This window comes from Streptomyces albireticuli (assembly GCF_002192455.1).
GTDB lineage: Bacteria > Actinomycetota > Actinomycetes > Streptomycetales > Streptomycetaceae > Streptomyces > Streptomyces albireticuli_B.
In genome coordinates this window covers 2,851,046-2,876,487 of the sequence record NZ_CP021744.1, presented here as the reverse complement: position 1 = coordinate 2,876,487, position 25,442 = coordinate 2,851,046, and the positions used below count along the sequence as shown (strand labels likewise).

Sequence of the window (25,442 nt, the reverse complement as noted above, 5' to 3'; positions counted from 1 at the left end):
GTTACGGGCCCGTCAACGGATTATCCGTCAGTTTTCGTCGCCCTCTGTCCGTATAGCGGACAGAGGGCGTCTGTTGTTGTGTTAACAGTCCGTTTCGCGGGTGTCTGTCTGCACTCCCTTTGTCCGGATTTCGGACATCTCTCGCCGGTCGATGTGACCAAAGCGAGACCCTTTAAGTGTGGTTTACAAGGCGGACGTACTTAATAGTTGGGTTCACTGAGCTCGGGTCAACGGGTCACGCGCTGTGGGGAGCGCCGACTCACGAGCACACTCGAGGTGCCGGTTCCGTCTCCGCTGTCAGGGGTGTCAGCGTGGGGCCGGCGCCTCTCTTGTAGTGATAGTGGACTCCTGAGGAGGGCATACCCATGCGCGGTGCCAAGAGCGCTACCTGGGTCGCAGGTGCGATAGCCGTTGCGTTGACAGCTACGGCCTGTGGTGGCGGTGGAAACGACAGTGATGACAACGCGGCTGTCAATCCCGACGGCACCTACACGTACTACAACGTGGAACCGCAGAACCCGATCATCCCGAGCAACACCAATGAGGTCGGCGGCGGTTACATCGTCAAGAACCTCTTCCGCGGCCTCGTCGACTTCGACGAGAAGTCCAAGCTGCGCCTGGTGGCGGCCGAGAGCATCGACACCGCGGACAACCAGACCTTCAAGGTCAAGCTGAAGCCGGGCTGGAAGTTCCACAACGGCGAGGACCAGACCGCCGCCTCCTTCGTGGACGCGTGGAACTGGGCCGCCAACGCCAAGAACAAGCAGCTGAACGCCTCGTGGTTCGAGCCCATCAAGGGCTACGACGAGGTCCACCCGGCCGAGGGCGACCCGAAGGCCGAGAAGATGGAGGGTCTCAAGGTCACCAGTGACCTCGAGTTCACCATCGAGCTGAAGAAGCCGGTCTCCACCTTCAAGGAGCAGCTCTTCTACGACGTGTTCTCCCCGCTGCCCAAGGCGTTCTACAAGGACACCAAGGCGTTCGGCGAGCACCCGATCGGCAACGGCCCGTACCAGCAGGACGGCGACTGGCAGCACAAGGTCGAGTTCAAGACCAAGAAGTTCGCCGACTACAAGGGTGACGACAAGCCGAAGAACGGCGGCGTCGTCTTCAAGTTCTACAACAAGGACGACGCGGCCTACAACGACCTCGTCTCCGACAAGCTCGACATCATGTACCAGGTCCCCAACTCCATGGCGGGCCAGTACCAGAACGACCTCGGCAAGCGCGCGATCAGCCAGATGTTCGGTGGCAACACCAACATCTCGTTCCCGCTGTACGAGGCCGAGTGGAACAAGCCGGAGAAGGTGAAGGTCCGTCAGGGCCTCTCCATGGCGATCGACCGCGAGACCATCGCCAAGACCGCGCTCAAGGGCAGCAAGGACGCGGCCGACGGGTACACCCCGAAGGTCGTCGAGGGCTACCAGGGCGGCGCCTGCGGCGAGTTCTGCAAGTTCGACCCGGCCAAGGCCAAGGAGCTGATCAAGGCCGGCGGCGGTGTCCCCGGCAACAAGGTCACCCTCACCTACAACGCCGACGGCGCCAACAAGGAGTGGGCGGACGCGGTCTGCAACGACATCCGCCAGAACGGCGGCGTCGAGTGCGTCACCGACCCCAAGCCGACCTTCCAGCAGGCGCGCGCCGACATCACGGAGCGCCGCATGAAGAGCGCCTTCCGTATGGCCTGGGTGCAGGACTTCCCGAACATCCAGAACTTCATCTCCGCGCAGTACCGGACCAAGGCCGGTGCGAACGACATGGAGTTCAGCGACAAGGCCATCGACGAGCTGATGGACAAGGCCGACGCCTCGAAGACCATCGAGGAGTCGAACAAGCTCTACGCCGAGGCCGAGAAGAAGATCATCCAGGAGCACATGCCCTCCATCCCGCTCTTCTTCGACCACACGCTCGCCGGCTACTCCAAGAAGGTGCAGAACGTGAAGTTCGACTCCTTCCGCCAGGCGATCTGGACCGACGTCGAGGTCAAGAAGTAACCGGGACAGGCTTGCAGTGACGTAGGCCCGGCGGCCGCTCTCCCCCACAAGGACCTGGGAGCGGCCTCCGGGCCCGTCGGCGACAGGAGGAACCATGGGGCGCTTTGTCGCGAGGCGACTGCTCCAGATGATCCCGGTGTTCATCGGGACCACTTTGCTCATCTTTCTGATGGTGTATTCGCTGCCGGGCGACCCCATCAAATCGCTCTTCGGCCCCAAGGCGGCCGACCCGGCGACAGTCGCGAGACTTCGCCACGAGTACGGCCTCGACAAGCCGTTGCTCGAGCAGTACTGGAACTACATCTCCGGCCTGTTCCAGGGTGACTTCGGGCAGAGCTTCACCGGGCGGCCCGTCGCCGACCTGATGTCCGAGGCGTTCCCGGTGACCATTCGGCTGGCGCTCCTCGCCTTCGGCTTCGAGGTGATCGTGGGCATCGCCCTCGGCGTCCTCACGGGCATGCGGCGAGGGAAGTTCCTGGACCAGTTCGTCCTGGTGCTCACCCTGATCGTCATCTCGATCCCGGTGTTCGTCATCGGCTACGTCACGCAGTTCCTGCTGGGACTGAAGTGGAAGGTCATCACCCCGACGGTCCAGGACTCCGAGAACCTCGGGCAGTTGATGATCCCGGCCATCGTGCTGGCCGCGCTCTCGCTGGCGTACGTGATCCGGCTGACGCGCACCACCGTGGGGGAGAACCTCCGCGCCGACTACATCCGCACCGCCGTGGCGAAGGGTCTGCCGCGCAAGCGCGTGGTCGGGGTGCACCTGATGCGCAACTCCCTCATCCCTGTCGTCACGTTCCTCGGCACCGACCTCGGTCTGCTCATGGGCGGCGCCATCGTCACCGAGGGCATCTTCAACATCCAGGGTGTGGGCTTCACGCTCTTCAAGGCCATCCAGACCAGTGAAGGCCCCACCGTCGTCGGCATCGTGACCGTGCTGGTGCTCGTCTACCTCCTGACCAGCCTCCTCGTCGACCTGCTGTACGCCGTCCTGGACCCGAGGATCCGCTATGCCTGAGAAGACGCTTCCTCACGAGACCACCGTCCCCGAGGCGGTGTCCACGGCCATGAAGTCCGGCGCCGGCAAGCCGCGCAGCCTCGGCCAGGACGCCTGGCGGGAGCTGCGGGGCAGCTGGCTGTTCTGGGCCTCCGGTGTGCTGCTGATCCTGTTCATCATCATGGCGGCCTTCCCGACGCTCTTCACCGGCGTCGACCCCCGTCAGGCCGACCTCCGCGGCCACTACCTGGCCCCGCCGAACTGGTCCCACTTCTTCGAGGCGGACTGGTTCGGTTACAACGGACAGGGCCAGAGCGTCTACGCGCGTACCGTCCACGGTGCCCGCGCGTCGATCATCGTCGGTGTCTGTGTGACCCTCGCGGTCACCATTGTCGGCGGCCTCGTCGGCATGCTGGCGGGCTACTTCGGCGGCTGGGTCGACGCCCTGCTCTCGCGCCTGACGGACATCTTCTTCGGCATCCCGCTGCTGCTCGGTGCGCTGACCCTGCTCCAGGCGTTCACGCACCGCACCGCGTGGACGGTGTCGCTCGGTCTGGCCACCTTCGGCTGGATGCAGATCGCGCGCGTCATGCGCGGTGCCGTCATCACGCAGAAGCAGGCGGACTTCGTGACCGCGGCGCGGGCGCTGGGCGCGGGCACCGGCCGGATCCTCTTCCGGCACATCCTGCCCAACGTCATCGGCCCGGTGATCGTCGTCGCCACCATCGCGCTCGGCGGCTACATCTCCACCGAGGCGACCCTGTCGTACCTCGGTATCGGTCTCCAGGACCCCGTGGTCTCCTGGGGTGTGGACATCTCGGCCGCTCAGTCGCAGCTGCGTGACGCCCCCCACGTCCTGCTGGTCCCGGCCAGTTTCCTGAGCCTCACCGTGCTCGCGTTCATCCTGCTCGGCGACGCGGTGCGCGACGCCCTCGACCCCAAGCTGCGCTGAGGGAGGCGTACGTGACCACCATGGAGAAGACCGCGAACGTCCCCGAACCCCGGGCGGCGGACGGCGGCGGCACCCCGCTGCTGCAAGTCCGTGACCTGCACGTGGAGTTCCACACCCGGGACGGCGTCGCCAAGGCCGTCAACGGCGTCAACTACTCGGTGAACGCCGGCGAGACCCTCGCCGTGCTCGGCGAGTCCGGCTCCGGCAAGTCCGTGACCGCTCAGGCGATCATGGGCATCCTCGACATGCCGCCCGGGAAGATCCCGCAGGGCGAGATCCTGTTCCGCGGCCAGGACATGCTGAAGATGTCCGCCGAGGAGCGCCGGAAGCTCCGGGGCAGCAAGATCGCCATGATCTTCCAGGACGCGCTGTCCTCGCTGAACCCGGTGCTCAGCGTCGGCTACCAGCTGGGCGAGATGTACCGCGTCCACCAGGGCCTCTCCAAGAAGGAGGCCAAGGCCAAGGCGATCGAGCTGATGGACCGGGTGCGCATCCCGGCCGCCAAGGAGCGGGTGAACGACTACCCGCACCAGTTCTCGGGCGGTATGCGCCAGCGCATCATGATCGCGATGGCGCTGGCCCTGGAGCCGGACCTGATCATCGCGGACGAGCCGACCACCGCGCTCGACGTGACGGTGCAGGCCCAGGTGATGGACCTGCTGGCCGAGCTCCAGCGCGAGTACAACATGGGCCTCATCCTCATCACCCACGACCTGGGAGTCGTCGCGGACGTCGCCGACAAGATCGCCGTGATGTACGCGGGCCGGATCGTCGAGACCGCCCCCGTGGACGAGCTGTACAAGCGCCCCGCGCACCCGTACACCCGCGGTCTGCTGGACTCGATCCCGCGCCTGGACCAGAAGGGCCAGGAGCTCTACGCGATCAAGGGTCTGCCGCCCAACCTGCTGAACATCCCGACGGGCTGCGCCTTCAACCCGCGTTGCCCCAAGGCTCAGGACATCTGCCGCACCGAGACGCCGGCCCTGGCGTCGGTCACCGAGCGGGACGGCGCGGAGCTGGCCGGGCGCGGGAGCGCCTGCCACTTCTGGAAGGAGACGATCCATGGCTGAGACCGCCAAGAACGAAGAGGTCTCCGGCGTGGTCCTGTCGACGGCCGAGACGACCGCCGAGGTCGAGGCCGTGCTCGACGCGCCCGTCGACCGCGGTGAGCCGATCCTCCAGGTCCGCAACCTCGTCAAGCACTTCCCGCTGACGCAGGGTGTCCTCATCAAGAAGCAGATCGGCGCGGTCAAGGCCGTCGACGGGATCTCCTTCGACCTCTACAAGGGTGAGACCCTCGGCATCGTCGGCGAGTCCGGCTGCGGCAAGTCCACGGTCGCCAAGCTGCTGATGACGCTGGAGACGGCGACGTCCGGCGAGGTCTTCTACAAGGGCCAGGACATCACCAAGCTGTCCGGGCGCGCCCTGAAGGCCGTACGCCGCAACATCCAGATGGTCTTCCAGGACCCGTACACCTCGCTCAACCCCCGGATGACCGTCGGCGACATCATCGGCGAGCCCTTCGACATCCACCCCGAGGTGGCGCCCAAGGGCGACCGGCGCAAGCGCGTCCAGGAGCTGCTGGACGTCGTCGGCCTGAACCCGGAGTACATCAACCGCTACCCGCACCAGTTCTCGGGCGGTCAGCGGCAGCGCATCGGCATCGCCCGCGGCCTGGCGCTCAACCCCGAGGTCATCATCTGCGACGAGCCGGTCTCGGCGCTGGACGTCTCGGTGCAGGCGCAGGTCATCAACCTGATGGAGAAGCTCCAGGACGAGTTCGAGCTCTCCTACGTCTTCATCGCGCACGACCTGTCCATCGTCCGGCACATCTCCGACCGGGTCGGCGTGATGTACCTGGGCAAGATGGCCGAGATCGGCACGGACTCGGAGATCTACGACCACCCGACGCACCCCTACACCCAGGCGCTGCTGTCGGCCGTCCCGGTCCCCGACCCGGCCGCCCGCGAGGGCCGCGACCGCATCATCCTCACCGGTGACGTGCCCTCCCCGGCCAACCCGCCGTCCGGCTGCCGCTTCCGCACCCGCTGCTGGAAGGCGCAGGACAAGTGCGCCGAAGAGGTGCCGCTGCTGGCCGTGCCCGAGGTCTTCGCGGGCAAGAAGACGCTCGCGGCCCACGATTCGGCGTGCCACTTCGCCGAGGAGCGGGACGTGGTGCACGCGGCATGACATGACGGGCGCGTGTGAACGTACACGCGTACGAGCGTGGGAAGGGGTGTCCGGGCCGTTCGGTCCGGGCGCCCCTTCGGCGTTCCGGGCGCGAGACCGGCGCTCCTTCGCGCTCAGGCATCCGGGCGGTTTCTGCCTTCGAACGCGCACAAACAGCGGCCATAAAGATGCAGAGTGTCACCGAATGGGGTGTTATTTGGGCCTAAGTGGGACTTGGGACCTTGAGGAGGCACTCCATGCGCGGAGCCGTGCGGGCCAGGTGGGCCGCGTGCGCGCTGTCCGCCGCCCTGGTCGCGGCCGTGGCGGGCTGCGGTGGCGGGGGCGGCGACGAGGCCGGGGTGGTGCGCGCCTCCTGGGGGGACCCGCAGAACCAGCTGGAGCCCGCCAACACCAATGAGGTCCAGGGCGGCAAGGTGCTCTCCATGGTCTTCCGGGGCCTCAAGCGCTACGACCCCCGGACCGGCGCCGCCGAGAACATGCTCGCCGAGAAGATCGACTCCACCGACCAGCAGACCTTCACCGTCACCCTCAAGGACGGCTGGACCTTCAGCAACGGCGAGAAGATCACCTCCCGGTCCTTCGTGGACGCCTGGAACTACGCCGCGCTCGTCGACAACAAACAGAAGAACGCCTCCTTCTTCGAGTACATCGACGGCTACGACAAGGTCCACCCCGACGACGGCTCCCCGACCGCCAAGACCCTCTCCGGCCTCACCGTCAAGGACGACCGCACTTTCACCGCCAAGCTGCGGACCAAGTTCTCCACCTGGCCCGACACCCTCGGCTACACCGCCTACGTCCCCCTCCCCAGGGCCTTCTTCGACGACCACGAGGCCTGGCTGAAGAAGCCCGTCGGCAACGGCCCGTACAGCATCGAGTCCTACAACAGGGGCTCGTCGATGCGGCTGCGCAAGTGGGACGGCTACCCGGGCGAGGACAAGGCCCGCAACGAGGGCGTGGAACTGCGTGTCTACACCGACAACAACACCGCGTACACCGACCTCCAGGCCGGCAACCTCGATCTCGTCGACGACATCCCGAGCGCCCAGCTGAAGAACGTCAGGAAGGACCTCGGCGACCGCTACATCAACCAGCCGGCCGGCATCATCCAGACCCTGGCCTTCCCGATGTACGACGGGAAGTGGGCCGGCGACGGCATGGAGAAGGTCCGCAGGGGCCTGTCCATGGCGATCAACCGCGAACAGATCACCGACCAGATCTACCGCAGGACCCGCACCCCCGCCACCGACTGGACCTCACCGGCCCTCGGCGACAAGGGCGGCTACAAGGGCGGTCTGTGCGGCGACGCCTGCCGCTACGACGCCGCCGCCGCGAAGCGGCTGATCGAGGAGGGCGGCGGCCTGCCCGGCGGCCGGGTCACCCTCACCTCCAACGTCGACACCGGCTCCCACCGGGTCTGGATGGACGCCGTCTGCAACAGCGTCAACAACGCCCTCGGCGACGACAAGGCCTGCACCGTCAACCCCATCGGCACCTTCGCGGACTTCCGCAACCAGTTGTCCAACCAGCGGCTGACCGGCCCCTTCCGCTCCGGCTGGCAGATGGACTACCCGCTGATCCAGAACTTCCTCCAGCCCCTCTACTACACCGACGCCTCCTCCAACTACGGGAAGTTCAGCGACACCCAGTTCGACAAGCTCGTCGACGAGGCCAACGCCGAGAACTCGCAGGACAAGGCGAACGCGAAGTTCCAGGAGGCGGAGCGGATCCTCGCCGCGCAGATGCCCGCCATCCCGCTCTGGTACCAGAACGGCAGCGCCGGCTACTCCAGCCGGATCTCCGACGTCACGCTCAATCCCTTCAGCGTCCCGGTCTACGAGCAGATCACGGTCGGCTGACCCGTCAACGGACCCGGGGAGCCGAACGCCGCGCCGGCCGCCTCCCCGCCGAGTCCCCGCGAAACCCCCCGGAGCCCCCATGGGACGGTATGTGATCCGGCGGCTGCTCCAGATGATCCCGGTGTTCATCGGCAGCACCTTCCTGATCTTCTTCATGGTCTACGCCCTGGGCGACCCGATCGCCGCGCTCTTCGGCGACAAGGCGCCCGACCCCGCGACCGCCGCGCGGATCCGCAAGGACCTCTACCTCGACGAGCCGCTGTGGAAGCAGTACCTGCACTACATGGGGCAGATCCTCACCGGTGACTTCGGCACCGCCTTCAACGGGCAGAAGGTCACCGAGCTGATGGCGAGCGCCTTCCCGGTGACCCTGCGCCTCACCCTCGTCGCCCTCCTCTTCGAGGTCGTCGCGGGCATCGTCCTCGGCGTCTTCAGCGGGCTGCGGCGCGGGCGCTCGGTGGACACCACCGTCCTGCTGCTCACCCTGATCGTGGTCTCCATCCCGACCTTCGTCAGCGGCTACGTGCTCCAGTTCCTCATCGGCGTGAAGTGGGGCGTCGTCACCCCGGCCGTCTCGCCCTACGCGCCCTTCGACGAGCTGATCCTGCCGGGCGTCGTGCTCGCCCTGACCTCGCTCGCCTACGTCACCCGGCTGACCCGCACCACCATCGCGGAGAACTCCCGCGCCGACTACATCCGCACGGCCGTCGCCAAGGGGCTGCCGCGCCACCGGGTCGTCACCCGGCACCTGCTGCGCAACTCCCTCATCCCCGTCGTCACCTTCATCGGCACCGACGTCGGCGCCCTGATGGGCGGCGCCATCGTCACCGAGCGGATCTTCAACATCCACGGCGTCGGCTACCAGCTCTACCAGGGCATCCTGCGGCAGAACTCGCCCACCGTCGTCGGCTTCGTGACCATCCTCGTCATCGTCTTCCTGCTGGCGAACCTGCTCGTCGACCTCCTCTACGCCGTGCTCGACCCGAGGATCCGCTATGCCTGAGCCCGAGCCCTACGGGGACCCGCGCGCCGCGGACCCCCAGCCCGCGATGGACGCCATCACGCCCGGCGACGGCGGCGCGATGACCCTGGCCACCGGGGACGCCCGCAGTCTGGACGAGGGACCGCTGCCCGGCGGCCCCGGCAGCGGCAAGTCCCGCAGCCTGTGGTCCGACGCCTGGCACGACCTGCGGCGCAACCCCGTCTTCCTGGTCTCCGCGCTGGTCATCGTCTTCCTGGTGCTGATCGCGATCTGGCCGGGCCTGATCGCGAGCGGCAACCCCCTCCAGTGCGACCTCGCCAAGGCCCAGGAGGGCTCCCAGCCGGGCCACCCCTTCGGCTTCGACACCCAGGGCTGCGACGTCTACACCCGTACGGTGCACGGGGCGCGGGCCTCCATCGCCGTCGGCATCTGCGCCACCGCCGGGGCCACCCTGTTCGGCAGCGTCCTCGGCGGGCTGGCCGGGTTCTTCGGCGGCTGGTGGGACGCGCTGCTCTCCCGGATCGCCGACATCTTCTTCGGCATCCCCATCATCCTCGGCGGACTGGTCTTCCTCTCCGTCGTCACCAGTGGCTCGGTCTGGCCCGTCGTCGGCTTCATCGTGCTGCTCGGCTGGCCGCAGATCTCCCGCATCGCCCGCGGCTCCGTCGTCACCGCCAAGCAGAACGACTACGTCCAGGCCGCGCGGGCGCTCGGCGCGGGCAACCGGCGGATGCTGCTCCGGCACATCGCGCCCAACGCGGTGGCCCCGGTCATCGTCGTGGCCACCATCGCCCTCGGCACCTACATCGCGCTGGAGGCGACGCTGTCCTTCGTGGGCGTGGGCCTCAAACCGCCCACCGTCTCCTGGGGCATCGACATCTCCAACGCCTCCGTCCAGATCCGCAACGCCCCGCACATGCTCCTGTGGCCCGCGGGAGCGCTGAGCATCACGGTGCTGGCGTTCATCATGCTCGGCGACGCGGTGCGCGACGCCCTCGACCCCAAGCTGCGCTGAGGAGCGGGCGATGGAGCACCAGAGAGACCAGCCGGTGACCCTGCTGGACGTACGCGACCTCCAGGTGGAGTTCCACACCCGGGACGGCGTCGCCAAGGCCGTCAACGGCGTCAACTACTGCGTGGACCCGGGCGAGACGCTCGCCGTGCTGGGGGAGTCCGGCTCGGGCAAGTCCGTGACCGCTCAGGCGATCATGGGCATCCTCGACTCGCCACCGGGCCGGATCACCGGCGGCCAGGTCCTCTTCCGCGGCGAGGACCTGCTGACCATGGGCGCCGAGACCCGGCGCAGGATCCGCGGCGCCAAGATGTCGATGATCTTCCAGGACGCGCTGTCCGCGCTCAACCCCGTGATGAGCGTCGGCGCCCAGCTCGCCGAGATGTACGAGGTCCACGAGGGGATGACCCGCAAGGACTCCCGGGCCAAGGCGGTCCAGCTGATGGACCGGGTGCGCATCCCCGCCGCCAAGGAGCGGGTGGGCGACTACCCGCACCAGTTCTCCGGCGGCATGCGCCAGCGCATCATGATCGCGATGGCGCTGGCCCTCGAACCCGCCCTCGTCATCGCGGACGAGCCGACCACCGCGCTCGACGTGACGGTGCAGGCCCAGGTGATGGACCTGCTGGCCGAGCTCCAGCGCGAGTACAACATGGGCCTCATCCTCATCACCCACGACCTGGGTGTCGTCGCGGACGTCGCCGACAAGATCGCCGTGATGTACGCGGGCCGGATCGTCGAGACCGCCCCGGTCCACGACCTCTACGCCGCGCCCGCCCACCCCTACACCCGCGGCCTCCTCGACTCCATCCCGCGCCTGGACCAGAAGGGCCGGCAGCTCTACGCCATCAAGGGCCTGCCGCCCAACCTGACCGCCATCCCGCCCGGCTGCCCCTTCAACCCGCGCTGCCCCATGGCCCAGGACATCTGCCGCACCGACCGGCCGCCGCTCTTCGCCGTGTCCCACGGCCGCGCCAGCGCCTGCCACTTCTGGAAGGAAACCCTCGATGAGCGCTGACGGCGAGGCGATTCTGGAGGTGCGGGACCTCGTCAAGCACTACCCGCTGACCCAGGGCGTCCTCTTCAAGAAGCAGGTCGGCGCCGTCCGGGCGGTCGACGGCGTCTCCTTCGACCTGCGGCGCGGCGAGACCCTCGGCATCGTCGGCGAGTCCGGCTGCGGCAAGTCCACGGTCGCCAAGCTGCTGGTCAACCTGGAGCGCCCGACCGCGGGGGAGATCCGCTACAAGGGCGAGGACATCACCCGGCTGTCCGGGCGCGCGCTGAAGGCCGTACGCCGCAACATCCAGATGGTCTTCCAGGACCCGTACACCTCGCTCAACCCCCGGATGACCGTCGGTGACATCATCGGCGAGCCGTACGAGATCCACCCCGAGGTCGCGCCCAAGGGCAGCCGGCGGCAGAAGGTGCGCGAACTCCTCGACGTCGTGGGCCTCAACCCCGAGTACATCAACCGCTACCCGCACCAGTTCTCCGGGGGCCAGCGGCAGCGCATCGGCATCGCCCGCGGCCTGGCGCTGCGCCCCGAGGTGATCGTCGCGGACGAGCCGGTCTCGGCGCTGGACGTCTCCGTGCAGGCCCAGGTCGTCAACCTGCTGGAGCGGCTCCAGAACGAGTTCGACCTGAGCTACGTCTTCATCGCGCACGACCTCTCCGTCGTGCGGCACATCTCCGACCGGGTCGCCGTGATGTACCTCGGCCGGCTCGCCGAGATCGGCACGGACCTCCAGATCTACGAGCACCCGACGCACCCCTACACCCAGGCCCTGCTCTCGGCGGTCCCCGTGCCGGACCCCGGCGCGCGCGAGCGGCGTGAGCGCATCCTGCTGGCGGGCGACGTGCCCTCCCCGGCGAACCCGCCGTCCGGCTGCCGCTTCCGCACGCGCTGCTGGAAGGCGCAGGAGAAGTGTGCGCGGGTGGTGCCGCCGCTGGAGGTACCGGAGTGGTTCAAGGAGGGCGCGCGCCCGGCGGCACACCCTTCGGCGTGCCACTTCGCGGAGGAGCGGGCGGTGGTCCCGCCGGAGGAGGAGTGAATTCCCTCCGGTCCCGGCCCGGTCCTCAATCGCCGGACGGGCTGAGTTTCAGCCCGTCCGGCGATTGAGGACACCGCGGAAGGGGGCCCGGGGGCGTCAGTCCCCGGCTCCGGCAAGGGGCGGGGCAGGGGAAGGAACCGGCACCGGCTCCGGGAAGTGGCACGCCGACAGATGCCCCTCCGCACTCCCCTCCAGCCGTACCAGCTCCGGCACCTCCACGCCGCACACCTCCCGCGCCTTCCAGCACCGCGTCCGGAACCGGCACCCCGACGGCGGCAGGATCGGCGACGGCACGTCCCCGGCCAGCCGGATCCGTTCCCGCCGCACCCCCTCCGGCCCGCCCATGAGGTCCGACGCCTCCGGCACCGCCGACAGCAGCGCGTGCGTGTACGGGTGCCGGGGCCGCTCGTAGATGTCCTCCCGCCCGCCCACCTCGACGATCTTCCCGAGGTACATCACCGCCACCCGCTGCGAGAAGTGCCGTACGACGGCCAGGTCGTGGGCGATGAACAGGAACGCGATGCCGAGCTCCCGCTGGAGCCGCTGGAGCAGGTTGACCACCTGGGCCTGGATGGAGACGTCCAGCGCGGACACCGGCTCGTCCGCCACGACGATCTTCGGGTCCAGGGCGAGCGCGCGGGCCACCCCGACCCGCTGCCGCTGGCCGCCGGAGAACTCGTGCGGGAAGCGGTTGTAGTGCTCGGGGTTGAGGCCCACGATGTCCAGGAGCTCCCGGACGCGGGCCTCCCGGCCGCCCGCGGGCTCGACGCCGTGGATCTCCATCGGCCCGGAGACGATCTTCCCCACGGTCTGCCGGGGGTTGAGCGAGGAGTACGGGTCCTGGAAGATCATCTGGATCTCGCGGCGGACCGGGGCGAGCTCCCGGCGCCGGGCGTGGGTGATGTCCACCCCCTGATAGGTGATCCGGCCGGCGGTCGGCTCCAGGAGCCGGGTCAGCAGCCGCCCGGTCGTGGACTTGCCGCAGCCGGACTCGCCGACCAGCCCGAAGCTCTCGCCCGCGCGTACGGTCAGGTCGATGCCGTCCACCGCCTGGACCGCCCCGACCTTCCGCTTGACGGGGAAGCCGCCCATGATCGGGAAGTGCTTGGTCAGGCCCTCCGCGACGAGGAGTTCGGTCATCGGGTGCCTCCTCGGCCCGGTCGGGGCGCGAGCCGCGCGGCGAGGGCCGTGCGCCGCTGCCCGGGGGTGAGGTGGCAGGCGGCGCCGTGGCCCGCCGGCAGCTCCGGGCGCTCCGTCCGGCACCGGTCGCCGGCCACCTGGGCGGCGTAGGCGCAGCGCGGGTGGAACGGGCAGCCGGGCGGGGGCGCCAGCAGGCTGGGCGGGGTGCCGGGGATGGGTACGAGCGGCTCGTCGACGTCCGAGGTCAGCCGGGGCATGGAGCCCAGCAGCCCCCAGGTGTACGGGTGGCCCGGCGCGCTCAGCACCTCGCGGACCGGGCCGCGCTCGACGGCCCGGCCCGCGTACATCACCAGCAGGTCGTCCACCGTGTGGGCGACGACGCCGAGGTCGTGGGTGACGAGCACGATCGCCGAACCGGTCTGCCGCTGGAGGTCCTTGAGCAGGTCGAGGATCTGGGCCTGGACGGTGACGTCCAGCGCGGTCGTCGGCTCGTCGGCGATCAGCAGCTCGGGGTCGCAGACCAGCGCCATGGCGATCATGGCGCGCTGGCGCATGCCGCCGGAGAACTGGTGCGGGTAGTCGTCGACGCGCCGCGCGGCGTTGGGGATGCCGACCTTGTCCAGCATCTCGACCGCGCGCCGGCGGGCGTCGCGCCGGGAGGCGCCGGTGTGCTTGCGGTAGGGCTCGGCGATCTGCCGGCCCACCGTGTAGTAGGGGGAGAGCGCGGTGAGCGAGTCCTGGAAGATCATGGCCATCTTGTCGCCGCGCAGCTTCTCCAGCGCGGACTCGGGGGCACCGGTCAGCTCCCGCCCGTCCAGCGTGATCCGGCCGCTGATCTTGGTGCCGCGCCGCTCGTGCAGGCCGAGGACGGCGAGGTTGGTGACGGACTTGCCCGAGCCCGACTCGCCCACGATGCCGAGGGTCTGCCCGCGCGCCAGGTCGAAGGAGAGCCCGTCGACGGCCTTCACGACGCCGTCCTCGGTGGTGAAACGCACGTAGAGGTCCCGTACGGAGAGAAAGGGTGTGGCTGACGGTGCGGGTGGGGGAGTCGTGTCGGGTGAGGTCGCGGTCACGGCAGTCGTTCTCCTGGCGGTCAGGCGAGGCGCACGCGCGGGTCGATGAGGGCGTAGGCGGCGTCCACGACGATGTTGGCGATGACGATCGCCGTGCAGCCGACGAGCATCACGGCCATCAGGGTGGGCAGGTCGGTCTCGCCGACCGAGGAGACGGCCAGCCGGCCGAGCCCGTGCAGGCTGAAGGTGAACTCGGTGATGATCGCGCCGCCGAAGAGCGAGCCGAGGTCGATGCCGAAGATGGTGACGACGGGTGCGAGCGCTCCCCTCCAGGCGTAGCGGAAGAAGACCGTCCGGCGGCTGAGGCCCTTGGCGCGCGCCGTGCGCACATGGTCCTCGCCCAGCTGCTCGATCATCTGGGAGCGCGTCATCCGGCTGTAGTTGGCGATGAAGATGATGGACAGCACCAGCCAGGGGATGAGCATCCCCATGAACCACTTCCCGGGGTTCTCGGTGATCGGGTGGTAGGCGGGGTTGTCCATCCAGTGCAGCCCGCTGACGAGGACGGCGAGCGCGATGACGCCCACGAAGTAGATCTGGAGGGAGTTGCCGATCAGCGACAGGGAGCTGAAGAACTTGTCGACCCAGGTGCCCCGGAAGGCGGCGGCGAGCATGCCGATGCCGACGCCGACGACGAGGAAGACCACGGCGCCGCCGACCGTGATGGACAGGGTGGTCGGGAAGCGGTCCACGATGGTGCCCCAGACCGGCTGCTGGTTGGAGAAGGAGTAGCCGAAGCAGGGGGCCGGGCAGTGGCCGACGCTGAAGTCGCGGCCGGTGAAGATGCCCGCCATGTAGTGCCAGTACTGGACGGGCACCGGCTCGTCCAGGCCCAGGTTCTTGTTGATGAGCGCGAGGGCGTCCGGTGTGCAGTTCTTGCCGCAGGACATCAGGGCGGGCTCGGAGGGCAGCGCGAAGAACAGGAAGAAGGTGATCGCGCTGATCAGCACGATGATGACGAGTGCGCCGAGGACGCGGCGGGCGAGGAATCTCAGCATGGCTCCGCGGACTTCCGTCAGGGCGGGGCGCCGGCCGGGCGGGGGACGGGCCCGGCCGGCGCCGGGGGCTACTTCACGTACACGCCGGTCGGGTCGACGGTGCCGTAGACGGGCTGGTACCGCACGCCGCCGAGGTTCGAACCCCACAGGGAGAACTGCCGGTTGTAGAAGGCCGGCACCGCGGGCACGTCCTCGGTGAGGATCTTGTCGGCGAGCTTCTGCCACTCGGGCCCGGCCTGCTTCACATCCGGGATCTTGCTGATCCGGTCCACCTCGGCGTCGACCGCGGGGTTGTTCAGATGGCTGTAGTTCTGGCTGCCGTCGGCGATCTGGCGGCTGTCGAACAGCAGCGGGACGACCGTCGAGGAGACGGGCCAGTCCGCTCCCCAGGAGTTGCGGTAGACGTCGAACTTGTTCTTCACCTCGGCGACCGCGGTCCGCCAGATGTTGGCGTCGACCTCCTTCTTCTGCACCTTGAAGCCCGCCCGCTCCAGCGCCTGGGTGACCACGACGGACACCTTCTGCTGGACGTCGGTGTTGGCGTAGGCGTAGACGATCTCCATGCCCTCCTTGCCGGCCTCCTTCAGCAGCGCCCTGGCCTTCTCGGGGTCGCCGGAGGGCTTGGCCTTCTTGCCCAGGGGGTCGGTGGGCCGGTAGCCGTCCATGGCGGGCGAGAGGTAGTTGGTGGCGAGCAGCCCGGCGGTCGCGCCGCCGTTCTGCTGGAGGATCTGCCCGTTCGGCATGGCGTGGGCGATGGCCCTGCGGACCCGGACGTCCTTCACGCGGTCGACGTTGATGCTCATGTAGTCGACGTACGGCTGGACCTCGACGAAGCGGCGGGACTTGGTGTCCGCCTGCTTCAGCACCTTCTCGGTCATCTCCGGCGCGACGGCGTTGGAGAACGACAGGGCGTTCTTGTCGCCGCCCTGGTCGGCGAGGTAGCGGCGGGTGGAGTCCGCGTACTGGTGGCCGAAGCTGATCTCGAACCCGTCGGCGTACTGGTGCCGGATGGGGTCCGTCCTCGGGTCCCAGTGCTCGTTGCGTACCAGCTTCAGCGACTTGCCGACCTTGTACTCGCCGACCCTGTACGGGCCGGAGGCGAAGGGGGCGTTGTCGTACTTCTGCTTGGTGTCCTTCGCCGCCTTGACCGCGCCGACGTTGGGCATGGCGGTGGCGAAGGGCGTGTCGGCGTGCGGCTGAAGGAAGTGGAAGACGATCGTCTTGTCGTCCGGGGTGTCCAGCACGGACGACGGCAGGTGCTTGCCCTCGTACGGGCCGTCCGGCAGCGCCTTGCGGAAGGTGCTGCCCTCGCCCGAGAGCCACTGCGGGATGTAGAGCGGCCCGTCGGTCTCGAAGGGGGCGTAGAGCCGCTCGATGCCCCAGCGGACGTCCTGGGCGGTGATCGGCGAGCCGTCCTCGAACTTCAGCCCGTCCTTGAGGGTGAACTTCCAGGTCCGGCCGCCGTCGGAGGCCGTGCCGGTGTCCGTGGCCAGGTCGCCGACGACCTTCACCCGGCCCTGGTCGTCCACCTTGTAGGAGGTGAGCGAGCGGTTGTAGAGCATCTGCGCGGCGAGCACGTCGGCGAAGTAGATCTGGCCGGGGTCCAGGTGGTTGAAGGCGTCGCGCTGGAGGACGTTGACCGTGCCGCCCTTCTTCGCGCCCCGTACCTCGGGCGCGGGCCCGGTGGAGTCCTCCTTGGTGCCCAGGGAGTAGTTGGACGCCTTCGTCTTGTCCTCGCCGGGCCCCTCGCTCTTCCCGCCCCCGTCGCCGCCTCCGCCCCCGCTGCTGCACGCGGAGAGGACCAGGGCCCCGGCCGCCAGTGCCACGGCCGCGGAGTGCCGGCGTCTGCGCCTCAGTGCCTTCGTCATGGGTCGATGCACCTGCCTGTCCCGTCGGTGTCCAGTTCTGCTCTGCCGGCCGTGCGCCGTGCTCAGCGGGTGGTCCGGGGGTCGAAGGCGTCCCGGACGGAATCCCCGAGCAGGTTGAAGGCGACCACGAAAATGATCATCGCGAGGCCGGGGAAGAAGATGTAGGTGATGTCGCTCTCGTAGTAATGGGCGCCGTTCGCGAACATCCGCCCCCAGTCGGGGGTGGGCTCCAGGATGCCGACGCCGATGAAGGACAGGCCCGCCTCGACGGTCACGATCGACGGCAGCATCAGCGTCGACTGCACCAGGATCGGCGTCCACAGATTGGGCAGCAGCTCCTTGCGGATGATCCGCCAGGGCGACGCCCCGGTGACCTTCGCGGCCTCGACGAACTCCCGCTCCCGCAGGCTCAGCACCTGCCCGCGCAGCAGCCGCGCCATCCCCATCCAGCCCAGCACCCAGAGCACCAGGATCAGGGTGAGTACCCGCAGATAGGTCGGGGTCTCCTTCCCCGGGCTGACGAAGAGGGAATAGACCACCGGCGTGAAGGCGATGAACGACAGCTGGGAGGGGAAGGCCAGCAGGAGGTCGATGAACCTGCCGAGCAGATAATCGGTGCGGCCGCCGATGTATCCGGCCGTCACACCGATCAGGATGCCGGTCACGACGCACAGGACCGTAGCGGCGGTCGCGATGAGCAGGGACGTACGGATTCCGTACACCAGCTGGGTCAGCACGTCCCGGCCCAGGGTGGGCTCGATTCCGAACCAGAAACGCCCGGAAATGCCGCCGTTCGGCGCCACCGGGTAACCGAACTCATTGAGCAGACCCGGCTCGTCCAGCCCGTAGGTCTCCGTCGGATTCTTCCCGTAGACCTTCGAGAGGAGCGGAGCCGTCACGGCGACGAGAAAGAAGAACGCCACGATGTACGCGGAAACTACCCCGGAACGGTCACGCTTGAAGCGGCGCCACATCAGCTGTCCGGGTGAACGGCCCGCCAACTCTGTTTGCGCCACCGGTAACTGGGAAGGACTCGTCATCGCGTAAATCCCCCGCACTGTCGTCTTCGCGGCCTCTCGCGGACGCCGGTCGCGCGATGGGTTGAGCGGACTTTCGCAATGGATTCACGGCCCAGTCAAGAGGGCTGCGCGGAAGAGGCGGCACCGCCCGCCATCTTGAGCGAAGGTTGAGCGGATCGACGACGCGGCGTGCTTGACAGGTCTGCCGGGCACGCCGCGCGCGCGTCACTCCGGGGCGGTCAGGAGATCCCCAGCGACCGCTTGAGGAAATCGACTTGGAGCAGCAGCAGATTCTCCGCGACCTGCTCCTGCGGGGTCATGTGCGTCACCCCCGACAGCGGCAGCACCTCGTGCGGACGGCCCGCCGCGAGCAGCGCCGAGGACAGCCGCAGCGTGTGCGCCGCGACCACGTTGTCGTCCGCGAGCCCGTGGATCACCATCAGCGGCCGGTTCTCCGCCGCGGCCCCCGACAGCCCCTCGTCGGTGACCAGCGAATTGCGCGCGTACACCGCCGGCTGCCGCTCCGGGTCACCCAGATAGCGCTCCGTGTAGTGCGTGTCGTACAGCCGCCAGTCCGTGACCGGCGCGCCCGCGATCCCCGCGTGGAAGACGTCCGGGCGGCGCAGCACCGCCAGCGCCGCGAGGTAGCCGCCGTACGACCAGCCGCGGATCGCCACCCGGCCGAGGTCCAGCGGGAAGCGCCCGGCCAGCGCCTGTACCGCCTCGACCTGGTCGTCCAGGGTGACGCCCGCGAAGTCGTCCCGGACGGCCTTCTCCCAGCCGGGTGAGCGGTGCGGCGTGCCGCGCCCGTCGGCCACGACCACCGCGAAGCCCTGGTCGGCGAACCACTGGGAGGTCAGGTGGGCGTTCTGCGCGGCGACCACCCGCGGCCCGTGCGGCCCGCCGTAGGGGTCCATCAGCACCGGCAGCGGCCCGTCGCCCTCCGCGTAACCCGTCGGCAGCAGCACGGCGCACGGGATACGGCGTGCGCCCGCCTCCGTCAGGCGCGCGCGGGCGGTCAGCACGGGCGTCTGCGCGTACGAGGGAATCGTGGCCGCCCGCACGCCGTCGCGCAGGACCCGAACGAGGGCACCGCTGCGCTCCGGTGACGTGGAGACCAGGACCGTCACCGCCCCGCAGCGCACCGCCGAGTGCCACCCCGGGCCCTCGGAGAGACGCTCCACCCCGCGCTCGCCGACGCGGTAGACGTGGGTCTCGCCGGTCTCCGGATCCGCCGCCTCCGGACCGGCCGACGCCGAGACCAGCACGTCCTCCGCCCCGGCGTCCAGCACGGCCCGCACGTGCAACCGCGGCCCGGTCAGCACCCGGTCGTCCACCGCCAGGACCCGCGCGTCACCCTCGTCGGCGATGCGTACGAGTCGCCCGTCCGGGTTCCACACGGGCACCCCGGGGAAAAGATCCAGCCAGTTTGCGTCCTCCTCCACGCGCAGCACGCGCGTGCCGCCCGTCGCGGTGTCCACGGTGAGGTACACCTGGCTGCGCTGGTCGCGCGCCTGCACCAGCAGCAGCGGGGGACCGGCCGCCGACCAGTGCACACGCGCCAGGTAGGGATAGCGCTCGCGGTCCCACTCGACGTCCTTACGGCTGCCGTCCAGACCCACCAGGGCCAGCGACACCTCCGCGTTGGCGGTGCCGGCCACCGGGTAGCGGATCTGCGCGGGCACCCGGTCCGGATGGGCGGGATCGGCGATCCACCAGCTGCTCACCGGCGCCTCGTCCACCCGTGCCACCAGCAGCGACGTCCCGTCCGGAGCCCACCAGAAGCCCCGCGAGCGGTCCATCTCCTCGGCGGCGGCGAACTCCGCCAGCCCCCAGGTCACGGTCTCCGCCCCGGGCTCGGCCAGGGCGCGGTCGCCGCCGCCGTCCGCCTCGACCACGCGCAGCGCGCCGCGCGTCACATAGGCCACCCGGCGGCCGTCGGGCGAGGGCCGCGGGTCGACCACCGGGCCGGGGACGACCAGTTCACGGGCGGTGCCGCCGCGCAGTTCGGCCACGAACAGGCGCCCCGACAGGGCGAACGCCGCCCACTCCACGGCGCTGTCCACCGCGTACCCGACGACGCCGGCCGAGCCTTCGCGGCTGCGCTCGCGGCGCGCCCGCTCCTCCGCGGAGAGCTCCTCGTCGGCGCCGCCCAGCAGCAGGGCGGGATCGGCCGCCACACGCTCCCGTCCGTCGTCGAGGTCGAGCACCCACAGCACCCCCGCCCGGTCGGTGCCGGAGCGGGAGCGCAGGAACGCGACACGCGCGCCGTCCGGCGACACCGTGAACGCGCGCGGCGCGCCGAGGGAAAAACGTTGTGTACGGGCTTGCTGCCGAGGAAACGAGAGCTGTCCGGTCATGCGTGGAGCCTATTGCGGGGCGGCGAGAAGTCGCCGTGCGCCCCGGATTTGCTCCTGTGCACCGAGTGATGTCCGGGCACCGGAAAGTTATGATCACTGACGCATAGGTGATAAGCCCCGAGCGGCATCCGTGTGCCGCTCGTTCGTCGTCCGTCCGACCGCGCGTTCCTGGAGGTGAACCGCTGTGGCACTCTCGATTTCGGCGGTGGTGCTGCTGGCGATCATCGTCTTCCTGCTGGTCCGGAAGTCCGGACTGAAGGCGGGCCACGCCGCGGTCTGTGTGCTGCTGGGGTTCTATCTGGCGAGTTCGTCGATCGCCCCGACGCTGCACAGTCTCACGTCGAGCGTGACCGGGATGATCAGCAACATCAAGTTCTGACGGTCCGGCGGAGGGCCCCGGCGGGGTCCTCCGGCCGGTCCGTGCGGGGCGGCGCCCGGTGGCTCCCCGCACCGCCCGGTGTGCTCGTAGGCTGTCCCCATGACCGACCGCTCCGCCCTGCCAGGCCGCCGGCTGCTCCTGGTGCACGCGCACCCGGACGACGAATCGATCAACAACGGCGCGACCATGGCCAAGTACGCCGCCGAAGGGGCCCACGTCACCCTCGTGACCTGCACCCTCGGTGAAGAGGGCGAGGTGATCCCGGCCGGCCTCGCGCACCTCACCGCCGACCGGGACGACACCCTCGGCCCCTACCGCGTCGGTGAACTGGCCGCCGCGATGAGGGAGCTGGGCGTCACCGACCACCGCTTCCTCGGCGGTGCCGGGCGCTACCGCGACTCCGGCATGACGGGCGCCCCGCAGAACGACCGCCCCGGGTCCTTCTGGCGGGCGGACGTGGACGAGGCCGCCGCATCCCTCGTAGAGGTGATTCGCGAGGTCCGGCCGCAGGTCCTGGTCACCTACGACCCCGAGGGCGGCTACGGCCACCCCGACCACATCCAGGCGCATCGCGTCGCGATGCGCGCGGCCGACCTGGCGGGCGAGTCCGCCTTCCGGCGCGACCTGGGCGAACCGCACGAGATCGCCAAGGTCTACTGGAACTGCGTGCCGCTCTCCGTCGTGGAGGCGGGCTTCGCACAGCTGCGCGAGCGCGGCGAGGGTGACCCCTTCCCCGGCATCGCGTCCGCCTCCGACGTCCCCGGGGTCGTCCCCGACGAGGAGGTGACGGCGGTCGTCGCCGGCGCCGCGTACGTCGGCGCGAAGGCCGCCGCGATGCGCGCCCACGCCACCCAGGTCGCCGTCGACGGGCCGTTCTTCGCGCTCTCCAACGACCTGGGCCAGCCCCTCTTCCCGGACGAGTACTACAAGCTCGTCCGCGGCCGCGCCGCCGCGCCCCGCGAGGACGACCTGTTCGCCGGGGTGGGCGTGTGACCGGCATGGCGGCACCCCTGAGTGCCGGGCGCATCGCCCTCTACGCCGTCCTCGCCGTCCTCGGCGCGCTGGTGGGGGTCGCGGGCGGCCTGGTGCAAGCGGGCTGGTTCCCCGGCGGGTTGACGCTCGCCCTGCTCGCCCTCGCGGGCCTCTGCTACGGCGGGCTCGTCGCGTCCGGCACCCGGCTCGGCGGGGCGGCGCCCGGCGCCGGCTGGCTCGTCGCGGTGCTGCTGCTGACCGACAGCCGGCCGGAGGGCGACTTCCTCTTCGGCGCCGGACTGGGCTCGTACGCCTTCCTGCTGGGCGGGATGGCCGTGGCTGTGATGTGCGCCACGCTCCCGAAACTGCCGCAACCGGACGGCTCCGCAGTCCGACTTGGCAAGTGACGTGACGATTTCCGCCTGACCGGTCAAAGGCGCGCGCACCCGCCTCGTGCGCCTCGCCGCCGGGTCGATCCGGCAGCCGTCAAGTACGCGTCCGTGGTGCCCAGTATGGTGGTGCGCGCCGCCGAGCCGCCCGAACGAGGTCATGACGGGCGGCGGAGCTAACCGGGAGAACCTGCTTTGAGCCGTGAATCTGACAGTTCGTCCTCCGGGCCCCAGGGCCGCGGTGGCGCCGCGTACCCCTCGGGGACCCCGCCGTACGGAAGCCGCCAGCCGTCCGCCGACGGTGGCGTCAGCGAGGAGCAGGCCATGGCGCCGAAGCCGGAAGAGCAGAAGACCGAGACCACGCTGACGACGCGGATCCGCATCAACATCCCGGGTTCGCGGCCCATCCCGCCGGTCATCATGCGCACGCCCGTCGGCGACGAGGCGGGCGCCGCCTCGGGCCCCGCCGCCGTCCCGGCACCGCCCGCGGCCGCCAAGAACACCCCGGCGCCCGGCTCCGGCGCGCCCGCCGCCCGCCAGAGTGCCGACGGCAAGCCCGCCCTGCCCCGCCGCCCGGAGCCGTCCGCGGCCCCGGCGCGCCAGGAGGCGGAGCGGCCGGCGTCGAAGGACAAGACGAGCGACTGGTTCGCCCCGCGCAAGTCCTCCCCGGGTACGCCGCCGGCCGGTGCCGGCCGCCGCCCGCAGGCGTCCGGCGGTGGCTCGGTGCCGCCGCTCCCGCAGCGTCAGAAGCAGGGCCCGCCGCCCGCGGCCCCGGCCGCCCCGGTGGACGACTGGCCGGTCGGCCCGACGGCTTCCCAGGCCACTCCGGCCCCTCCCGCCCCTCCTGTCACGGGGACGCCGTCGTGGCAGGGCGCCTCCTCCGGCATGCCCTCGGACGCCCAGGGTGCCCCGAAGCCGGTCGACGACTGGCCCGGTGGCTCCGCCTCGGGCACCACCGGCACCACCCCCTGGCAGCCGGACACCTCCGCCGCGCAGGCCGACGACTGGCCGGGCGGCTCCTCGACGACGAGCGCGACGCCGTGGCCCGCCGAGGGCGTGGCCGGCACGGGCGAACAGCGGCCCACCGGCCCGGTCGACGACTGGCCCGGCGCCTCCGCCTCAGGGACCACCGGCGCCACTCCCTGGCAGGCGGAGACCCCCGCCGGTCACGTGGACGACTGGCCGGGCGGTTCCTCGACGACGGCCGCGACGCCGTGGCCCGCCGACGGCGCCGCCGCGGCCCCGGCCGCCCCGGTGGACGACTGGCCGGTCGGCCCCTCCGGTTCCCCGGCCGCTTCGGGCCCCTCGGGCTCGACGACGGGGGCGACGCCGTGGCAGGGCGCGCCCTCCGGCATGCCCTCGGACGCCCAGGGTGCCCCGAAGCCGGTCGACGACTGGCCCGGTGGCTCCGCCTCGGGCACCACCGGCACCACCCCCTGGCAGGCCGACACCTCCACGGCGCGCGGCGCCCGGGGTGCGCAGACCGACGACTGGCCGGGCGGTGCCTCCGTTTCCGGGACCACCGGCACGACGCCGTGGCCGGGCGGCCCCGCCGACGCGTCCACGACGGGCACCACGCCCGCCCCGTGGGCCGGCGACCCCATGGCCACGGGCACCAATCCCGTCGTCGCGGGCACCCCGCAGGCCACGCCCGCCGTGCCGCCGCCGGGCCCCGGCGCCTCGGCCGGCGCCGCGCCGTGGACCGGCGCCCCGGACAGCACGCAGCAGTTCCCCGCGCCCACCGCGGGCCAGGGGAACGCGTTCCCCGGCGGCGCCGCCTTCGCCCCCGGGCGTACGGACACTCCGCGCGAGGGCGTCCCGCGCGTCCCCGCGCCGTCCACCGGTGCCCAGTCCGCCCCGCGCGGCCCCAAGGGCCCGCAGGGCACCCAGGCGCCCGGGAACGGCCAGCAGCAGACGAAGGCACCCAAGGCGCCCAAGAACGGCGGCAAGGGTGGCAAGAAGGGCGGCCAGAAGGCGCCCGCCGCGCCCGGCGGGACGTCCGAGACGCTCGTCAGTGGTGTGCCCGTCGTCCCGCCGCCGGGCCCTGGCAAGAAGGCCGGCCCGGTCGACAGCGGCGCGCCCCGCGTGGCCGTGCCCAAGCCCAAGGTGCCCGCCCCCGGTGGCGCCCCGGCCCCGGCCGCGAGCGCGCCCAAGAGCGCGCCCAAGAAGGCCGCGAAGAAGAAGGGCCGCTCCAAGGTCGTCCTGCTGGGCGGCGCCGTCGTGGCGCTGGCCGGCGTGGCCTACGGCGCGGGTCTGCTCCTCGACCACGCGGACGTGCCCAACGGCACCACCGTGCTCGGCGTCGGCATCGGCGGCAGCTCCAAGGAGCAGGCCGTGCAGAAGCTCGACTCCGCGCTCGGCGGCCGCGCCACGGACCCGCTGAAGGTCTCCATCGGGGGCAAGGAGGCGGAGCTCAAGCCGTCGGTGGCCGGTCTGTCGATCGACACCCAGGCCACCGTCCGCGCGGCGGCCGGCCGGGACTACAACCCGCTGACGGTCATCCCCTCGCTCATCGGCGGCACCCGCAAGGCCGAGGCGACCATCGGCGCCGACGAGGAGAAGATCGCGGCGGCGCTGAAGACCCTGGCCGGCGAGTCCGGTGGCGCCAAGGACGGCACGATCGTCTTCGAGCCCGGCAAGGCCGTGCCCGTCTACGGCAAGCCGTACGTCGGCCTGGACACCGACAAGGCCGTGGCCGCCGTCGCCCAGGCGTACCGCGACCGCGCCGCCACGGGTGAGAACAAGACCGTCGAGCTGCCCAGCGCCCAGCAGCAGCCGAAGGTCGACAAGGCCGAGGTCGACCGGGTGATGAACGCCTTCGCGAAGCCCGCGATGTCGGGCCTCGTCACCATCCAGACCGACCCGGCCCACAGCATCCAGTTCGGTCCGGACCGCTCGCTGCCGAAGATCCTGGCGGTCAAGGAAGTCAACGGAAAGCTCGAAGAGCACTACAACCTCGAAGCGCTCAAGGAGCTCTACGGCACCAAGTTCAACGGCGTCACCATCCAGCGCGGTAACGGCAGCAAGACGTCCGTCCAGCCGCAGGACGTCGTCGTCGCCCTCCGCAAGGCGCTGCTCGGCAAGACGCCCGCCGAGCGCGTCGGGGTGATCCCGGTCAACGGCAGCTGACCGGCCCCGCCCGGCCCGCGACGAGCCCCCGTGCCTCACCCGGCACGGGGGTTTTCGCATGTCACAGGGGTCAAG

20 protein-coding genes are annotated in these 25,442 nt (G+C 70.3%); 14 read left to right on the top strand and 6 right to left on the bottom strand.

Annotated features, from left to right (window positions below):
* Positions 1 to 503 precede the first annotated feature (503 nt).
* The 10 genes from SMD11_RS12030 (at position 504) to SMD11_RS11985 (ending at position 12,040) form a co-directional block, all read left to right on the top strand.
* Positions 504 to 1,994 carry a peptide ABC transporter substrate-binding protein gene (locus SMD11_RS12030; RefSeq protein WP_324614727.1) on the top strand — a complete coding sequence of 497 codons (1,491 nt, stop codon included), beginning with the start codon at positions 504 to 506 and terminating at the stop codon, positions 1,992 to 1,994.
* A gap of 94 nt (positions 1,995 to 2,088) precedes the next feature.
* Positions 2,089 to 3,015, top strand: coding sequence for an ABC transporter permease (locus SMD11_RS12025; RefSeq protein ID WP_087926455.1), 927 nt, complete (start codon positions 2,089 to 2,091; stop codon positions 3,013 to 3,015).
* On the top strand, positions 3,008 to 3,946 hold the full coding sequence (locus SMD11_RS12020) for an ABC transporter permease (RefSeq protein ID WP_087926454.1): 939 nt from the start codon (positions 3,008 to 3,010) through the stop codon (positions 3,944 to 3,946). Before SMD11_RS12025 ends, SMD11_RS12020 begins: the two co-directional genes overlap by 8 nt.
* Before the next feature lie 11 nt (positions 3,947 to 3,957).
* A complete protein-coding gene (locus SMD11_RS12015; protein ID WP_087926453.1) occupies positions 3,958 to 5,016 on the top strand; it encodes an ABC transporter ATP-binding protein in 1,059 nt (352 codons plus the stop codon).
* Complete coding sequence (locus SMD11_RS12010; RefSeq protein ID WP_087926452.1) at positions 5,009 to 6,136, top strand: ABC transporter ATP-binding protein; 1,128 nt, start codon at positions 5,009 to 5,011, stop codon at positions 6,134 to 6,136. Before SMD11_RS12015 ends, SMD11_RS12010 begins: the two co-directional genes overlap by 8 nt.
* Before the next feature lie 236 nt (positions 6,137 to 6,372).
* Positions 6,373 to 7,995 (top strand): peptide ABC transporter substrate-binding protein, encoded by a 1,623-nt coding sequence (locus SMD11_RS12005; RefSeq protein ID WP_087926451.1) that lies wholly within the window; start codon positions 6,373 to 6,375, stop codon positions 7,993 to 7,995.
* A 79-nt stretch (positions 7,996 to 8,074) separates the two neighbouring features.
* Entirely contained in the window at positions 8,075 to 8,998 is a 924-nt protein-coding gene (locus SMD11_RS12000; RefSeq protein ID WP_087926450.1) for an ABC transporter permease, read from the top strand.
* Positions 8,991 to 9,992, top strand: coding sequence for an ABC transporter permease (locus SMD11_RS11995; RefSeq protein WP_087926449.1), 1,002 nt, complete (start codon positions 8,991 to 8,993; stop codon positions 9,990 to 9,992). The genes SMD11_RS12000 and SMD11_RS11995 overlap by 8 nt, the downstream gene beginning before the upstream one ends.
* A gap of 10 nt (positions 9,993 to 10,002) precedes the next feature.
* Positions 10,003 to 11,007, top strand: coding sequence for an ABC transporter ATP-binding protein (locus SMD11_RS11990; protein ID WP_087926448.1), 1,005 nt, complete (start codon positions 10,003 to 10,005; stop codon positions 11,005 to 11,007).
* Positions 10,997 to 12,040, top strand: a complete 1,044-nt coding sequence (locus SMD11_RS11985) for an ABC transporter ATP-binding protein (protein WP_087926447.1) — start codon at positions 10,997 to 10,999, stop codon at positions 12,038 to 12,040. Before SMD11_RS11990 ends, SMD11_RS11985 begins: the two co-directional genes overlap by 11 nt.
* A 96-nt stretch (positions 12,041 to 12,136) precedes the next feature.
* Here SMD11_RS11985 and SMD11_RS11980 read toward each other — a convergent pair whose 3' ends face one another.
* The 6 genes from SMD11_RS11980 to SMD11_RS11955 all read right to left on the bottom strand — a co-directional run bounded on the left by SMD11_RS11980 (position 12,137) and on the right by SMD11_RS11955 (position 20,498).
* Positions 12,137 to 13,180: an ABC transporter ATP-binding protein gene (locus tag SMD11_RS11980; protein ID WP_087926446.1), complete on the bottom strand. Its 1,044-nt coding sequence runs from the start codon at positions 13,178 to 13,180 to the stop codon at positions 12,137 to 12,139.
* Positions 13,177 to 14,253, bottom strand: a complete 1,077-nt coding sequence (locus tag SMD11_RS11975) for an ABC transporter ATP-binding protein (RefSeq protein ID WP_087926445.1) — start codon at positions 14,251 to 14,253, stop codon at positions 13,177 to 13,179. Before SMD11_RS11975 ends, SMD11_RS11980 begins: the two co-directional genes overlap by 4 nt.
* Before the next feature lie 20 nt (positions 14,254 to 14,273).
* On the bottom strand, positions 14,274 to 15,251 hold the full coding sequence (locus SMD11_RS11970; RefSeq protein WP_087926444.1) for an ABC transporter permease: 978 nt from the start codon (positions 15,249 to 15,251) through the stop codon (positions 14,274 to 14,276).
* A 68-nt stretch (positions 15,252 to 15,319) separates the two neighbouring features.
* Positions 15,320 to 17,119: an ABC transporter substrate-binding protein gene (locus tag SMD11_RS11965; protein WP_199843856.1), complete on the bottom strand. Its 1,800-nt coding sequence runs from the start codon at positions 17,117 to 17,119 to the stop codon at positions 15,320 to 15,322.
* A gap of 62 nt (positions 17,120 to 17,181) precedes the next feature.
* The gene (locus SMD11_RS11960; RefSeq protein ID WP_087926443.1) at positions 17,182 to 18,159 is read right to left on the bottom strand and encodes an ABC transporter permease; all 978 of its coding nucleotides are present in this window, start codon (positions 18,157 to 18,159) and stop codon (positions 17,182 to 17,184) included.
* Between the two features lie 218 nt (positions 18,160 to 18,377).
* Positions 18,378 to 20,498 (bottom strand): S9 family peptidase, encoded by a 2,121-nt coding sequence (locus SMD11_RS11955; RefSeq protein WP_087926442.1) that lies wholly within the window; start codon positions 20,496 to 20,498, stop codon positions 18,378 to 18,380.
* Between the two features lie 184 nt (positions 20,499 to 20,682).
* Here SMD11_RS11955 and SMD11_RS11950 point away from each other — a divergent pair, with 184 nt between their 5' ends.
* The 4 genes from SMD11_RS11950 to SMD11_RS11930 all read left to right on the top strand — a co-directional run bounded on the left by SMD11_RS11950 (position 20,683) and on the right by SMD11_RS11930 (position 25,367).
* Positions 20,683 to 20,877 carry a hypothetical protein gene (locus SMD11_RS11950; RefSeq protein WP_087926441.1) on the top strand — a complete coding sequence of 65 codons (195 nt, stop codon included), beginning with the start codon at positions 20,683 to 20,685 and terminating at the stop codon, positions 20,875 to 20,877.
* Positions 20,878 to 20,976: 99 nt separating this feature from the next.
* Positions 20,977 to 21,870 carry an N-acetyl-1-D-myo-inositol-2-amino-2-deoxy-alpha-D-glucopyranoside deacetylase gene (gene mshB / locus SMD11_RS11945; RefSeq protein ID WP_087926440.1) on the top strand — a complete coding sequence of 298 codons (894 nt, stop codon included), beginning with the start codon at positions 20,977 to 20,979 and terminating at the stop codon, positions 21,868 to 21,870.
* A 5-nt stretch (positions 21,871 to 21,875) separates the two neighbouring features.
* On the top strand, positions 21,876 to 22,256 hold the full coding sequence (locus SMD11_RS11940) for a DUF6113 family protein (RefSeq protein WP_087930442.1): 381 nt from the start codon (positions 21,876 to 21,878) through the stop codon (positions 22,254 to 22,256).
* Between the two features lie 306 nt (positions 22,257 to 22,562).
* Positions 22,563 to 25,367 (top strand): hypothetical protein, encoded by a 2,805-nt coding sequence (locus SMD11_RS11930; protein ID WP_159395283.1) that lies wholly within the window; start codon positions 22,563 to 22,565, stop codon positions 25,365 to 25,367.
* The last annotated feature ends 75 nt before the right edge of the window (positions 25,368 to 25,442 follow it).

Coding starts and splice junctions, on each gene's coding strand:
- SMD11_RS11990 (WP_087926448.1), top strand. CDS start 10,003: ATGGAGCACCAGAGAGACCAGCCGGTGACCCTGCTGGACGTACGCGAC.
- SMD11_RS11955 (WP_087926442.1), bottom strand. CDS start 20,498: ATGACCGGACAGCTCTCGTTTCCTCGGCAGCAAGCCCGTACACAACGT.
- mshB (WP_087926440.1), top strand. CDS start 20,977: ATGACCGACCGCTCCGCCCTGCCAGGCCGCCGGCTGCTCCTGGTGCAC.
- SMD11_RS12005 (WP_087926451.1), top strand. CDS start 6,373: ATGCGCGGAGCCGTGCGGGCCAGGTGGGCCGCGTGCGCGCTGTCCGCC.
- SMD11_RS11980 (WP_087926446.1), bottom strand. CDS start 13,180: ATGACCGAACTCCTCGTCGCGGAGGGCCTGACCAAGCACTTCCCGATC.
- SMD11_RS12020 (WP_087926454.1), top strand. CDS start 3,008: ATGCCTGAGAAGACGCTTCCTCACGAGACCACCGTCCCCGAGGCGGTG.
- SMD11_RS12000 (WP_087926450.1), top strand. CDS start 8,075: ATGGGACGGTATGTGATCCGGCGGCTGCTCCAGATGATCCCGGTGTTC.
- SMD11_RS11995 (WP_087926449.1), top strand. CDS start 8,991: ATGCCTGAGCCCGAGCCCTACGGGGACCCGCGCGCCGCGGACCCCCAG.
- SMD11_RS11965 (WP_199843856.1), bottom strand. CDS start 17,119: ATGACGAAGGCACTGAGGCGCAGACGCCGGCACTCCGCGGCCGTGGCA.
- SMD11_RS12025 (WP_087926455.1), top strand. CDS start 2,089: ATGGGGCGCTTTGTCGCGAGGCGACTGCTCCAGATGATCCCGGTGTTC.
- SMD11_RS11940 (WP_087930442.1), top strand. CDS start 21,876: ATGGCGGCACCCCTGAGTGCCGGGCGCATCGCCCTCTACGCCGTCCTC.
- SMD11_RS11985 (WP_087926447.1), top strand. CDS start 10,997: ATGAGCGCTGACGGCGAGGCGATTCTGGAGGTGCGGGACCTCGTCAAG.
- SMD11_RS12010 (WP_087926452.1), top strand. CDS start 5,009: ATGGCTGAGACCGCCAAGAACGAAGAGGTCTCCGGCGTGGTCCTGTCG.
- SMD11_RS11930 (WP_159395283.1), top strand. CDS start 22,563: ATGGCGCCGAAGCCGGAAGAGCAGAAGACCGAGACCACGCTGACGACG.
- SMD11_RS11970 (WP_087926444.1), bottom strand. CDS start 15,251: ATGCTGAGATTCCTCGCCCGCCGCGTCCTCGGCGCACTCGTCATCATC.
- SMD11_RS11960 (WP_087926443.1), bottom strand. CDS start 18,159: ATGACGAGTCCTTCCCAGTTACCGGTGGCGCAAACAGAGTTGGCGGGC.